Raw genomic sequence first — 13,896 nt, 5'->3', positions numbered from 1 at the left:
CGGGCCCGGGTACGGAAAAGGCCGCGCCATGCGGCGCGGCCTCTCACCGTGAGCGATCAGTCCAGGTAGTCGCGCAGGACCTGGGACCTGGACGGGTGGCGCAGCTTGGACATGGTCTTGGACTCGATCTGGCGGATGCGCTCCCGGGTGACCCCGTAGACCTTGCCGATCTCGTCCAGCGTCTTCGGCTGGCCGTCGGTCAGCCCGAACCGCATCGAGACCACGCCCGCCTCGCGTTCGGACAGCGTGTCCAGCACGGAGTGGAGCTGCTCCTGCAGAAGGGTGAAGCTGACGGCGTCCGCCGGAACGATGGCCTCGGAGTCCTCGATGAGGTCACCGAACTCGCTGTCGCCCTCCTCACCCAGCGGGGTGTGCAGGGAGATCGGCTCGCGGCCGTACTTCTGGACCTCGACGACCTTCTCCGGGGTCATGTCCAGCTCGCGGGCCAGTTCCTCGGGAGTGGGCTCGCGCCCCAGGTCCTGCAGCATCTGCCGCTGCACCCGGGCCAGCTTGTTGATCACCTCGACCATGTGGACCGGGATGCGGATCGTCCGCGCCTGGTCGGCCATCGCCCGGGTGATCGCCTGCCGAATCCACCACGTGGCGTAGGTGGAGAACTTGTAACCCTTGGTGTAGTCGAACTTCTCCACCGCGCGGATCAGGCCCAGGTTGCCCTCCTGGATCAGGTCCAGGAAGAGCATGCCCCGGCCGGTGTAGCGCTTGGCCAGCGAGACCACCAGACGCAGGTTGGCCTCAAGCAGGTGGTTCTTGGCGCGGCGGCCGTCTTCGGCGATCCACTCCAGCTCGGCGCGTACGTCGACCGGCAACCGGTCACCGTCGGTGCCGAGCTGCTCCTCGGCGAACAGGCCGGCCTCGATGCGCTTGGCCAGCTCGACCTCCTGCTCGGCGTTGAGCAGGGGGACCTTGCCGATCTGCTTGAGGTAGTCCTTGACCGGGTCGGCGGTGGCGCCCGCCGCCGCGACCTGCGGCACGGGGGCGTCATCGTCGTCGTCGGACAGGATGAGGACCTCGTCCTCGTTCTGCCTGACGGCCTCGACCTTGGGCTCCTCCTCCGTCTCGGCCTCGGTTTCAGCCTCGGCTTCGATCTCCACGTCGACTTCGACCTCGACGTCGAGGTCGAAGTCCTCGATCTCGACGTCCTCAAGGTCGATGACCTCGTCGTCGTCACCGGAGACCTGCTTGGGCTTCGGCTCGGCCTTGGGCGCGGGGGCGGCCGCCTCGGGGGCGGGCTTCCTCGGCGGGGCGGGAACCGGCTTCTTCGCCGACGGCGCGATCTTCCTGGCCGGGGGCGCGGGCTTCTTTGCCGCCGGAGCGGGCTCGGAGCCGCTGACGACCGCCGTGACGGTCTCGGGCTGCTCCTTGGCCGCCGCGGCGGTCTTCGTCTTCTTGACCGGGGCGGGAGCGGCGGGGGTACGACGCTTGGTCGAAGTCCGGGACTTCTTGGGAGCCGCGGAGTCCTCAGCAGTCAGCCGTACGGTGATGCCCTCTTTGCTGAGGCTGCGCAGAATCCCTGCGACCTGCGCCATCGGAATGTCCGCTTCCTCGACGGCCTTGCGGACATCCTCGGACTCGAGGAACCCCTGCGAGCGCCCCCGCTCCATCAGCTGCTGAATGACGGGCTCGTTCAGCTCGGATGGCTTCGAGCGAGTCGAACTTGCAGGCGACACGAACACCTCTCGAAGGAAAGCGTGACGAGAATGGACCAAGGTGCCCACTAGGGGCGGAACCTCTAGTTGTTGATGAACGAGGCCGCGCGAACCGCGACGCACCTGTCCAGCATTGTGACACGACACCGTGATCCATACGGCCGCCTCCTGGCGGTTGCCCTCCACCCTAGGCCGACCAAGAGAGTAGTGCGTACGGAAGCGAGGCACCGATACCCGAAAGCAACCGTTATGACTGTTTCATTCAGTCACTCTTCGTGGCCAGGGGGACATGAATCGCGAGCACCGTGACGTCATCATCCTGTTCATACCCAGACAGCATCCGGTCAACAAGGAAATCAAGCAACATATGCGGACTTCCAACAACTTCCGGCGGCGCTTCGGTCACAACAGAGCAAAGATCGGCGAGCCCGGCGTCCAGACCTCGCTTACGATTCTCCACGAGACCGTCTGAATACAGGACCGCGGTGTGTCCCGGCGGCACGCAGAACCGGAACTGCCTACGGCTCGTCGGCCAGCCGAGAGGCGTTCCCGGCTCGCCCTCACACAGCAGGGGCACGCCCTGCGGGGAGACCAGCAGGGGCGGTGGATGCCCCGCCAGGGCCAGAGTGCCCTCACCGGTCCCGGGTTCCACGACCATGTAGGCCAGGGTGGTGACCTGCTCTTCCTCCTCGGTCGCCTCGAAGACCCTGTCCAGACCCGTGAGAACCGCCGCGGGCGGTGGGTTGGTCAGCGCCAGCGCCCGCATGGCGTTGCGGATGCGGCCCATGCCCGCGGCCGCCTTGACGCCCTTGCCCATGACGTCGCCGACCACCGCGGCGACCCTGCCGTCCTGCAGCACGAACGCGTCGTACCAGTCGCCGCCGACCTGCACGTGACGGCTTCCCGAGCGGAAGCGCTGGGCCAGCACCAGGCCCCGGACCACCGGCAGGCGGTCGGGCAGCAGGCTGCGCTGCAGCGTCTCGGCGGTACGGTGCTCACGCTCGAAGAGCGTCGCCCGCTCGACGGCCAGGGCGCACTGCCCCGCGAGCGCCTCAAGGAAGACCCCGTCCTCCTGGGATATCTTCTGAGGCCTGGTGAACGAGAAACGCAGCGCGCCGAGGGCACGCCCCGCGGCCAGCAGCGGCAGACCGACCCAGGCCCGCTCGTCACTGTGGGCCAGGAAGTCGCCGATGGCCTCCTCGTCGGCCCCGGCGTCGACGAGCTGGGCGCGCAGGCTCTCGGGCGACTCGGCGAAGACCGGGCGACGGCTGTTGACCGCCATGGTCATCACGCTGGAGTGCGCCAGCGGGATCTCCTCGCCCGGCGCGCCGGGGATGTCGGGGATGCCGCCGTTGTTGACCAGCTTCAGCGCGGCCCGCTCGACGTCGAGCAGCGCCACGGCCGAGCGATCGGCCGCCAGCGCCGTACGGCCCACGTCGATGATGACCTGGACGACCTGCTCGACGGTCAGCGCCTCGGCGAGTATGGCCGTGGCGCCCTGCAGCCTGGCCGTACGCAGCGCGGCGGCGCCGAGCTGGTCGGTGAGCCTGCCGCGCATCTCCTCGGCCTCGCGCTGCGGAGTGACGTCGGTGTTCGCGCCGACCCACTCGACCACCCGTCCGTGCCGGATGATCGGGACGGCGCGCACCTCGAAGTGACGGTAGCCGCTGGCCCTGGTGCGAGCCCGATAGCTCCACTCGAACATGGTCCGGCCGCGGAGGGCCTCGTGCCACGCCTCCTCGGTGTACTGGCGGTCGTCGGGGTGGACGGCGTCGAGCCAGCCGTGGGCGAGGTACTCCTCAAGCCCCTGACCGGTGATGGCCCGCCACTGCGGGGCGTCCTCAAGCACGGCCCCCGTCGGGGCGGTGATCCACACGAGCTGGGACTGCGCCTCGACGAGCGAGCGGTAGCGCTCCTCGCTGCGCCGCAGGTCCTCCTCGACCTGACGGCTCTCGGTGATGTTCACCCCGACCAGGCAGACCGCCCTGAGCGTCCCCTCGTCGTCATGGACGGGCGAGAACGTCAGAGACCAGTGGTGGGTCTCCCCGTCCGCCGTCCTGACCCGGATGCGCTGGTCCCCCTCGACCTCCGCGCCCTCCGCGATGGCCCGGACCGACCCCTCGATCAACGCGGTCAGGTCGGCGGAGAGCATCTCGCCGGGCGTCCGGCCGACCAGGCGCTCGGCGGGCAGGCCGACCACATCGGTGAAGACCTCGTCGACCCGGTGGAAACGCCCCTCGGGGTCAAAGAACGCGAAGGCGAACGGCGACTGCGACAGCAGGCCCTGCAGCAGGCCGGAGTCCGAGATGTCCACACCCGACTTCCGGGGACGGGGCACGGAGGTTTCGGCGCTCATGGTCGGCACCTCCGTCGCGTGCCAGGGTCTCCCACGAGGCACATCTCCAAACTTGCGAATTGGCGTAGCGCAGCTCCGGGGGACCGGATCCTGCAGTACATCATCGGCGATGGGCGGGGGCGGACGGAAGCCCCGCCCATGATGCGGTCGGCGCGTCCGGTGGGCCCTGCCCATGGACGGCCACGGACGAGACGGCCCGGGAGCGTTCCGCGCGCGGCGCGGTCACCCGCTCCGAAGGGCCGGCGTCGGCCGGGGCCCGATGTCGCTCCCACCGCCCTCCCGAAACACCGGGGCGGTCGCCTCCGGCGCGTTCAAACGTTTGCGGCCAGGACCCTAGCAGGATCAAGCCGGACCGTCCCGACAACTGCCCACCTCGTCTCCGCGAGCGCCCCAGGGAAGATCAGGCTACTGACTCATTCCCGATTTGGCTCCCCCTTCGGGGACAGTGGTTTACTCCCCAGTCGACAAATCCAGTCAAGACACGCCTCACCTCGCACCTCTTCCTCGCAAACATCGGCCAACACGGTCTCAGGAGGGTTGACACCCAGGCGATACGTTGTGGAATGGGAACGCACGTCCCCGTCGTCCACCTGGGGATCACCTTCCGGAGAAGCCGGAGGAAGGCGACGCCATGCCCGCTCTCGCCACAGGCCTTGACGGCCCGCGCGCGTCCCGCGACCGGGTGAGCGCGGGTCTCGCCGCCGAGTTCCCCACCGTCCCGCCGGGCACCGTGGACCGCCGCGTGGCCGACGCCCGAGCCCGCGCCGAGCACCTCGGCATCGAGGCCACACCCGAGGTGGTCGAACGCGTCGCCCGCGAGCATCTGCTCGCCCTCGTCAACTCAGCGCCGCCACCGCGGAGTCCCCGGTAACATCGGGATCATCGGGCCGTCTTCCACGCGCCGTTCGGCCCGGGGACGCGAGAAGGTTGGGACGTGAGCGAGCAGGGCGAGCGAGCCGGTCGGCACTGCACCGGTCCCATGCCGCCGACGGAGGGGGCGGCTTGAACCGGCGGCACCGGCGGCACCCGAGAGAGAACCAGTCCCCGGACGAGGTGTTCGCCGAGATGCTGCTCGCCTCCAGGGAGCTGCTGGCGGTGCGCAGTCCGCTGGACGCCGAGCTCATGGTCTCCGACATGGTCGGGGCCTGGTGGGGGCGTCGCCTGCGGGGCGGGGACGCCGAGCAGGTCCTCGGCGAAGGGCTGGTCGACTACGCCGCCAAGGCGGGCTCCCCCGCCGCGCTGACCCTGCTGATCGCTCTGGCCTACCTCGGCACCGCCCGTCAGGCCGCGAAGGCGGAGGGCGCCGCCCTGGCGCTCATCGAACGCGGCGTGGCCAAACCACGCTGGGCCGAGCGTCTCGGCGTCGTCAAACCGACCGGCTGCTACGTCTCCCGCGACGCCTACGGCGACCAGGACACGGTGGTGTGCACCTTCGGCTACCGGGGCGCGGACAACGACGAGGACCGCCACGCGCTGGTCATGGTCGTCGACTACAACATGCGGGGCATCGCCCGCGACGCCTGGGTCTCCTCCCACGTGGACAAACTGCTCGACCAGGCCAGGACCGAGGCCAGGGCCAACCCCATGCTGAGGTTCGAGGAGATCGAGCCGCAGCAGGCCAGGGCGCTGCTCGAATCGGCCATGAAGGCCACCGCCGAGTACGGCGACCGCAGGGCGAACCTCCCGGTCAGCGACAGCTACAGCGCCTACCACGCCTTCGCCCGCGCCCGGATCAAGGCGCTGCCGCCGGGCCGTAAGCGGCCCGCCCCGCTGCACAGCGAGGCTCCCTACAGCCGCGACCGCAGGGCGATGCTGGCGGCGGAGTTCCTCTCCTCCGACGCCGCCGAGCACCTTTCCGACCCGTCGGCGGCCTCACGATGCGCCGACCACATCATCGACTACGGCTGTGACCAGGACTTCGGCAGGCCGCTGCGGGTCAGTCCCACCAAGTGCCAGACGTTCCTGCTCGACTGGCTGCCGCGCAAGGTCCTGCTCACCCCGGCCGAGCAGGAGGCCGTGCCGTACGTGCTGGGGGCGTGGGCTCGGTTCGCGGCGCGGCGCAGCGGGCTGGCCGACCGGGGGCTGCGCGCCACGCTCGACGGCATCTGGGAGGCCACGGCCAGGTTCGCCGAGGCCTACCGTGACCCGACCACCTTCGGGCTCGACCGCGACCTGCTCGAACGGCTGCTGCCCGACGGCGACCTGTCCGCGCTGGCCCGCAGGGTCTTCGCCTTCCCGTTCCTGCAGGGCACGCACGGTGAGATCAAGCTCGACCTGCTCAACCCCTCCGACGAGGCGGACCGCAGGATCCTGCTGGGCATCGACCACGCGGGCGAACTCGACCGGCCCGACTACGACGAACACCTGGCCTGGCACGAGGAGATCGCAGGCAGGCTCTGGGAGGGCGATCCCCCGCAGCTGTGGGAGGCCGCCCAGCGGCTGCTCGACCTGGGTCACGACCGGCACGACGTGCTGCACGTGCTGATCGAGATCGCCGAGCGGATCGGCGACGACCCGGAGGAACTCTCCATCGCCCTCGACGACATCGCTGACATTCCCGACGAGCCTCCGGTGTAGGTGAGCCATGGTGATCGACCTCAACGCCGACCTCGGAGAGGGTTTCGGTGTCTGGCGGCTCGGTGACGACACGGCCCTGCTCGACGTGGTGACCAGCGCGAACATCGCCTGCGGGTTCCACGCGGGCGACCCGCTGACCATCCGCCGCACCTGTGCCGCCGCGGTGGACCGGGGGGTGCTCATCGGCGCCCAGGTCTCCTACCGTGACCTGGCCGGGTTCGGGCGCCGCGAGATGGACGTGGATCCCGAGGAGCTGTGCGCCGAGGTGCTCTACCAGCTTTCCGCGGTCGACGGCATCGCCAGGGCCATGGGCGGGCGGGTCTCCTACGTCAAGCCGCACGGCGCGCTCTACAACCGGATCTGCCGTGACCGCGAGCAGGCGGAGGCCGTCGTCGCGGCCGTCGCCGACCATGACGAACGGCTGCCCCTGCTCAGCCTGCCCGGTTCCGTGGTCCACGAGATCGCCGCCCGGGAGGGGGTGGTCACGGTCACCGAGGCCTTCGCCGACCGCGCCTACACCCCTGAGGGAACCCTGGTTTCCCGGCGTGCTCCCGGCGCGGTGCTGCACGATCCCGGCGAGGTCGCGGCCAGGGCCGTGCGGATGGCCACCAGGGGGACGGTCACCGCCGTCGACGGTTCGGAGGTCGCGGTCGGCGCCAGGTCGATCTGCGTGCACGGCGACACCCCCGGCGCGGTGGCGCTGGCACGGGCCGTGCGTGACGCCCTGGCCGCGGCGGGGGTCACCCTGCGGGCGTTCGGGTGAGCGGGCGGCCCGGGGTGATCCGCAGGGCCGGAGAGCACGCGCTGCTGGTCGAGACCGGGTCGCTTGAGGCCTCACACCGCCTCGACGCCCTGCTGCGGGCCCGGCGCCTGCCCGGCGTCGCCGAGATCGTTCCCGGCCCGGAGACCGTCCTGGTGAGCGCGCCCGGCGCCGATCCGTCCCGGCTGCTGCCCGAGCTGTCCCGCCTGCTCGGTACGGCCTCCGCCGGGCAGGCCGGCAGGGACCTCCCGGACGCGCACGCCGTGACGGTCCCCGTGATCTACGACGGAGCCGATCTGGAGGAGGTCGCCGCCCTGGCCGGGCTCTCCCCCGCCGAGGTCGTCGAACGGCACACCGGGCGGGAGCTCGTCGTCGGCTGGCTGGGGTTCGCTCCCGGGTTCGCCTACCTCACCGGGCTCGACCCCGTGTTGCACGTGCCCAGGCTCACCACACCGCGGACCTCGGTGCCCGCCGGGTCCGTCGCGGTGGCGGGGCCGTACTCGGCGGTCTATCCCTCGGCCTCTCCGGGCGGCTGGCGGCTGCTCGGCCGTTCCGCCGTGGTGGTGTGGGACGTGCACGCCGACCCGCCCGCCCTGCTCACGCCGGGGACCCGGGTCAGGTTCGAGGCCGTCACCGCGTCATGATCGAGGTCATCGCGGCGGGGCCGTACGCCACCGTGCAGGATCTCGGCCGTCCGGGCCACGCTCATCTCGGTGTGCCGTGCTCAGGGGCGGCGGACGCGCCGAGCCTGCGTCTGGCCAACCGTCTGGTGGGCAATCCGGAGGGAGCGGCCGGGATCGAGCTGACCTTCGGCGGCGCCCGGCTCCGCTTCACCGCCGGGGCGTGGGTCTCGGTCGCCGGGGCCGACTGCCCGCTGGAGGTCGTCGTGGACGGCACGACGGTCAGGCCGGCGATGCTGGCGCCGTTCTGGGTTCCGCCGCTCGGTGAGCTGCGGGTGGCGTTTCCCCGGGCCGGGCTGCGGACCTACGTCGCGGTCCGGGGCGGGCTCGACACGCCCATGGTGCTGGGCAGCCGCTCGACGGACTCCCTGTCCGGTCTCGGCCTCGCCCCGCTCGGCGTCGGCGACAGGCTGCCGGTCGGGCCGGCCGGGCACCTGCCCGCCCTCACCGTGGACGCCGCACCCCCCGTCTCGTCCTCCGCCGCGTCCCGGGAGGTCCTGCGGGTCGTCGCCGGGCCCAGGGACGACTGGTTCGCCCCCGGCGCCCTGCGGGCGCTGTGCGCGCAGCCGTACGTGGTGAGCCAGGACAGCAACCGGGTCGGCGTACGGCTGGGCGGCGGCGCGCCACTGCCGCGGGCCCGCCACGGGGAACTGCCCAGTGAAGGGGTGGTCACCGGGGCCGTCCAGGTGCCGCCGGACGGCCTGCCGATCGTCTTCCTGACCGACCACCCCCCGACCGGGGGGTATCCGGTGATCGCCGTGCTCACCTCGGCCTGTCTGCCCGTCGCGGCCCAGCTCCGCCCCGGAGACCGGGTGCGCTTCCTCCTGGAGCGCCTGCCTCCCCTGTGAGGAGTCATCTCAGCAGGGCGGCGACCCGCTCGATCTCCTGGGCCAGGGCGGCGGCGGGGGCCTCCTCGAACAGGTCGAGATCGATGACGCCGTCCTTGGCCTGCCAGACTCCGGTGACCCTGCCCTGGTGAACCACAACCGGGGAGATCCACCCGGCGGCCCGGCTGACCTTGGCCTTCGCCTCCGCCGGCAGAAGGGGTTCGAGATCGCGGGGAGCACCGAGGATGTACTGGTCGAAGCCCGGCAGCAGGTGGACGCCGGTCGCGGGCGCGGTCGCCATCAGGTCGTCGAGGTGCTCGGCGAGCACGACCATGGGGTGGCCGTCCACCTCGATCTCCGCCAGCTCCGGCGCGAGATCGCGGAACCAGCCCCGCAGCACGGTCTTCGGGGCGACGCCCCGGTAGAGCCAGACGTTGAAGGTTTCCGGGGTTCCCGGGCCGTGGGCACCGAGGAAGGACCTGACCAGGCGGACGCCGCCCTCGTCGCGGGAGAGCGGCGCCGAAGGCCCGCCGGGCACCCAGTCGCGGGGGCTGACGAAGGTCACGCGGCCCTCGCGCGGCGGACCGTAGCACAGCTCGCCGAGGAAGCTCAGCGGTTTGAGCAGCGCCCCCCAGCCCGAGGTGAGTGCCTGTCTCAGGTGGGCGTCACCGGTGACCTCGATGACGGCCTCGACCAGCTCGTCGCGGGTCAGCACATGTCCTTCGAGCGCCTTGGGGACCGCCTCCAGGATGGCCGTGACCTCATCGGCGGTGACCCCGTGACCGCGCTGCCACGACGCCTTCTCCCAGTTGCGGAAGGAGCCGAGGACCGCGGTGTAGGCGGGCAGTTCGTCGGAGGGGACCAGGTGCAGGGTGCCGCGCGCCGTCCAGGTCTTGACCAGCGTGCGGTCCAGCCACAGGGCCTCGCCGACCTCACCGGGACGCGGGTCCGCGCGCCGTACGGCGACGGCGAGCTCGGCGGAGGAGGCCACCTGGGCCTGCACCCCCGCCAGGCGGCGGACGACGGACACCGCGTCCGGCCCCGAGGTCGGGTCGACGAACTGCCGTCTCAGCCGCCATGCGAGCACCTGGGGCCAGGTCGTGGAGAGAACCATGGAAAGACTTCTATCGTCTCCCCCCGACAGAATCCCGCCCGGGACCCCTATCTGACGAAACCGATGTCCTGGTACTTCAGATCGTAGAAGCCGCGAGCCCCGTAGTTGGCGATGTTCTTGTTGACCGCCACGTTCTGCGGGCGCTGGTAGAGCGTCACCACGTTGACCGCGTCCCAGATCAGTTTGTCCGCGGCGTTGGTGTCCGCGATGGCCTGGGCGTCCCCCAGGTCTCCGGTCGCCTTGTTCATCGCGGCGTCGATCTCCGCAGAGCCGATGCGGCCGAGGTTGGCGTTCCACTGGGGCTGGCCCTTCGCGTCACGGACGGCGTTGACGTACTGGCCGTAGGCGCTGAAGACCGGGAACGGCGTGCCCATGTAGGCGAACGCGGTGATGTCGTAGTTGCCGGGGATGATGTACTTGGTGAAGTAGTCGTCGCTGGGCACCGCCTGAAGTGTGACCTTGACGCCGATCTGGGCCAGCATGCTCTGGGTGATCTCGGCCTCGGACTTGGTCACCTGCAGGCCGGAGGGCATGACGAAGCGCAGGTTCAGCTCGCGGCCGTCCTTCACGCGGGTCTGGCCGGACAGCCGCCAGCCCGCGGCGTCCAGCAGCCGCCTGGCCCGTTCGGGGTCGTAGACGCCGACCTCGCCCGCGTTGTCGCGGTAGCCCTCCTGGGTGTTCATGAAGAAGTGGTTGTTCAGCAGCACGATGGGCCAGTCGAGCCCCTGCAGGTCGGACTGGGCGATGGCCTGGCGGTTGATGCCCATCGCCACGGCCCTGCGGACGTTGACGTCGGACAGCACCGCGCTCTCGCCGTTCAGCGTGAAGTGCCGGAAGTCGGGCCCCGCCGCCTGACGGACGATGGCTCCCTGGCTGCTCTTGGCCCGCGCGTAGTCGGGCGCGGACGGCCCCATGTCGAAGGTGTCCAGCTCGCCGTTGCTGAAGGCGCCGATCAGGGCGTCGTTCTCCAGAGCCCGGTAGATGATCCTGTCGAGCTTGGCCCGCTGTCCCCACCAGCGCTCGTCCCTGGCGATCGTGATGGTCTTGGCCGTCTGGTCGAACGAGACGAACCTGAACGGCCCCGCGGTGACCGGGACGCGGTTCAGCCAGGCCGTGTTGAAGGTCTCCGCGGTCGCGTTCGTGCTCTTCGGGTAGAGCGGGCCGAACAGGGACTGCCAGTCGCCGAACGGCTTGGCGAAGGTGACGACCACCTCGTGGTCGTTCCTGCCCTTGGCCACGTCCTCGACGTCGCGGTAGCCGGTGGTGCTCGAAACCCGGTAGTCGAGGTTCGAGCCGTTCATCGCCCGCCACTGGGCCCGGTAGTCCTCCCAGGTGATGGGGGTTCCGTCCGACCACCTGGCGCGCGGGTTGAGGGTCAGCGTGACGACCTGCCTCGGCTTGGTCTCGGTGACCTTCCCGGCCAGCAGGTAGTCGGTGTTCGCCGAGATCTCGCCCTTCTCGTTGGAGCGGAACGCCGAGGGCATGAGCGCGTCGACGACCTTCTTGACCATGGCCAGGTTGCCGTCGACGTGGTTGAGGTTCCAGTTGGCCGGATACTCGTTGATGCCCACCCGGAGCAGGCCCCCGTCCCTGACCCTGTCGCGGGGAAGCGGGTTGATGTCGTAGGCCTTGATCGTGGTCCCGCGTTCGTCGCCGTCGCTGCTCGGACCGCCTCCCCTGGCTCCCCCCTGGCCCCCGCAGCCGGTGAGGGCCAGCGAGCCCGCCATGGTCAGCGCGGTGGCGCACACGCCCACACGCCGGATTGCTGTCACAGTTCCTCCAGGGTTATACGACTTCGACCTTCTCGGCGAAGTGACAGGAGACGCCGTGGTCCTCGCCGAACGGCCGGACCTGGGGCTCCTCGTTCACGCATCGGCTCTGGCCGGTCTCGTCGAGGGTCCTGAACAAGGGGCAGCGGGTACGGAAGCGGCACCCGGAGGGAGGTTCCGCCGGGCTCGGCAGGTCGCCCTCCAGCAGGACTCGCCTCCTGGAACGTTCCCTGCGCGGGTCGGGCAGCGGGACCGCCGAGAGCAGCGCCTGGGTGTAGGGGTGCATCGGGGCGTCGTAGACCGCGCCGACCCGGCCTATCTCGGCGATCCTGCCGAGATACATGACCGCGATCCGGTCGGCGATGTGCCGGACCACGGCCAGGTCGTGCGCGACGAACAAGTAGGACAGCCCCAGGCGCCGCTTCAGGCTCTCCAGCAGGTTGACCACGCCCGCCTGGATGGAGACGTCGAGGGCGGAGACCGGCTCGTCCAACACCACCAGCCTGGGCTCCAGGGCGAGCGCCCTGGCGATGCCGATCCGCTGGCGCTGGCCGCCGGAGAAGTCCTGCGGGTAGCGCCCGGCGTGACCGGGGTCCAGCCCTACCAGGCCGAGGAGCTCCTGGATCCTCGGGCCGGGGTCTTTGACGCCGTGCGCCCGCAACGGCTCGGCGATGATGTCGTAGACGGTCATCCTGGGGTCGAGCGAGGCCAGCGGGTCCTGGAAGACGACCTGCATGTCGCGTCTGACGGCCATCCGCTCGCGGGCGCCGAGAGCCGAGGTGTCGTGTCCCAGCACCACGATCGCGCCGCGCTGCGGCCTGGCCAGCTCCAGGATCTCCATCAGGGTGGTCGTCTTGCCGCAACCCGACTCACCGACCAGGCCCAGCGTCTCGCCCTGCCTGATGTCGAAGCTGATGCCGTCGACGGCGTGCACCGTGCCGACCCTGCGCCGGAAGAGCGCCCCTCTCAGCAGGGGGTAGTGCCTGGTCAGCCCGTCGACCGCCAGCACCACCTCGCGTTCGCCGCGGGGCCGTACCGCGACGGCCGTTTCCTCGGGCCGGGCCTTGGGCTCCGCGACCCGGTAGACCTCGGCGGGCGACCAGCCCTCGGCCTCGATCTCTCCCGCGCGGACGCAGGCCGCCAGGTGGTCCGGCGCGCCGGCCTCGCCGAGCGCGGGCTCCGCCTCGGCGCACACGGGCACCGCGATCGGGCAGCGTGGCTCGAACGGGCAGCCCGGCGGCAGCGCGGCGGGCGAGGGCGGACTGCCCGCGATGGGCACCAGGGGCTGGTCCCCGCCCTCGTCGAGCCGGGGAACCGACCCCAGCAGCCCCATGGTGTACGGCATGCGTGAGCTGTAGTAGACGTCGTCGACGGAGCCGACCTCGACGGGCCGCCCGGCGTACATGACCATGACCCTGTCGGCGAACCCGGCGACGACTCCGAGGTCGTGCGTGATCATGACGATCGCCGCCCCGGTCTCCCGCTGCGCCCGTTTGAGCACTTCGAGCACCTGGGCCTGGATGGTGACGTCGAGGGCGGTCGTCGGCTCGTCGCAGATGATCACGTCCGGGTCGTTCGCGATCGCCATCGCGATCACCGCGCGCTGGCGCATGCCCCCGGAGAACTCGTGCGGGAAGGCCCTGGCGCGCTGCGCGGCGTTGGGGATGCCGACCAGGTCGAGCAGTTCGACGGCCCGCCTGGCCGCCTGCTGCCTGGAGACCCGCTGGTGGATCCGTACGGCCTCGGCCACCTGGTCGCCCACACGGTAGACGGGCGTCAGGGCCGACAGCGGGTCCTGGAAGACCATGGAGATGGCCTTGCCGCGGAAGGCGGTGAGCGTCTTCTCCGTGGCGCCGAGTATCTCCCTGCCGAGCAGCCGTACCGAGCCGGTGACACGGGCCTGTGGCGGCAGCAGGCCCATCACGGCCAGCGAGGCGACAGACTTTCCCGACCCCGACTCGCCGACGATGCCGAGCACCTCCCCCGGGTTGACCGAGTAGCCGACCCCCCGTACGGCGTGCACCGCGCCCGCCCCCGTGCCGAAGGTGACGTCGAGGTCGGTCACCTCAAGGACCGGGCCGGTGGGCGCCGCGGGCACAGGAAGGGCGCGACGCCGGTGACGCCCCCCTCTCTCCTGCCTGGCCAT

General features: G+C 70.9%; 10 protein-coding genes. 5 read left to right on the top strand and 5 right to left on the bottom strand.

Going from position 1 to position 13,896, the window contains the following annotated elements:
- Positions 1–56: 56 nt before the first annotated feature.
- Positions 57–1,688 carry an RNA polymerase sigma factor gene (locus ABZ470_RS38540; protein ID WP_352015880.1) on the bottom strand — a complete coding sequence of 544 codons (1,632 nt, stop codon included), beginning with the start codon at positions 1,686–1,688 and terminating at the stop codon, positions 57–59.
- Between the two features lie 241 nt (positions 1,689–1,929).
- Positions 1,930–4,023, bottom strand: coding sequence for a SpoIIE family protein phosphatase (locus ABZ470_RS38535; RefSeq protein ID WP_362917789.1), 2,094 nt, complete (start codon positions 4,021–4,023; stop codon positions 1,930–1,932).
- 631 nt (positions 4,024–4,654) lie between these two features.
- Between ABZ470_RS38535 and ABZ470_RS38530 the strand changes: the two genes are divergently transcribed.
- The 5 genes from ABZ470_RS38530 to ABZ470_RS38510 all read left to right on the top strand — a co-directional run bounded on the left by ABZ470_RS38530 (position 4,655) and on the right by ABZ470_RS38510 (position 8,888).
- Positions 4,655–4,894 (top strand): hypothetical protein, encoded by a 240-nt coding sequence (locus tag ABZ470_RS38530; RefSeq protein ID WP_352015882.1) that lies wholly within the window; start codon positions 4,655–4,657, stop codon positions 4,892–4,894.
- A gap of 194 nt (positions 4,895–5,088) precedes the next feature.
- Complete coding sequence (locus ABZ470_RS38525) at positions 5,089–6,600, top strand: hypothetical protein (protein ID WP_362917834.1); 1,512 nt, start codon at positions 5,089–5,091, stop codon at positions 6,598–6,600.
- 7 nt (positions 6,601–6,607) lie between these two features.
- The gene (locus ABZ470_RS38520; protein ID WP_362781793.1) at positions 6,608–7,363 is read left to right on the top strand and encodes a 5-oxoprolinase subunit PxpA; all 756 of its coding nucleotides are present in this window, start codon (positions 6,608–6,610) and stop codon (positions 7,361–7,363) included.
- A complete protein-coding gene (locus tag ABZ470_RS38515) occupies positions 7,360–8,004 on the top strand; it encodes an allophanate hydrolase subunit 1 (RefSeq protein ID WP_362917787.1) in 645 nt (214 codons plus the stop codon). The genes ABZ470_RS38520 and ABZ470_RS38515 overlap by 4 nt, the downstream gene beginning before the upstream one ends.
- Positions 8,001–8,888 (top strand): biotin-dependent carboxyltransferase family protein, encoded by an 888-nt coding sequence (locus tag ABZ470_RS38510; protein ID WP_362917785.1) that lies wholly within the window; start codon positions 8,001–8,003, stop codon positions 8,886–8,888. The genes ABZ470_RS38515 and ABZ470_RS38510 overlap by 4 nt, the downstream gene beginning before the upstream one ends.
- Positions 8,889–8,892: 4 nt before the next feature.
- On the opposite strand, the gene ABZ470_RS38505 is transcribed toward ABZ470_RS38510, so the two are convergent.
- From ABZ470_RS38505 to ABZ470_RS38495, 3 genes are read right to left on the bottom strand one after another with little or no spacing between them, the layout of a single operon-like run.
- Positions 8,893–9,981: a winged helix DNA-binding domain-containing protein gene (locus ABZ470_RS38505; protein WP_362917783.1), complete on the bottom strand. Its 1,089-nt coding sequence runs from the start codon at positions 9,979–9,981 to the stop codon at positions 8,893–8,895.
- Positions 9,982–10,028: 47 nt separating this feature from the next.
- Entirely contained in the window at positions 10,029–11,753 is a 1,725-nt protein-coding gene (locus tag ABZ470_RS38500; RefSeq protein ID WP_352015887.1) for an ABC transporter family substrate-binding protein, read from the bottom strand.
- Positions 11,754–11,766: 13 nt separating this feature from the next.
- Positions 11,767–13,896, bottom strand: a complete 2,130-nt coding sequence (locus ABZ470_RS38495; RefSeq protein ID WP_362917832.1) for an ABC transporter ATP-binding protein — start codon at positions 13,894–13,896, stop codon at positions 11,767–11,769.

The organism is Streptosporangium sp. NPDC020072 (assembly GCF_040631445.1).
Classification (GTDB): Bacteria; Actinomycetota; Actinomycetes; order Streptosporangiales; family Streptosporangiaceae; genus Streptosporangium.
Note: the sequence above shows the minus strand (reverse complement) of the source record. Positions and strands in the feature narration are given on the sequence as shown.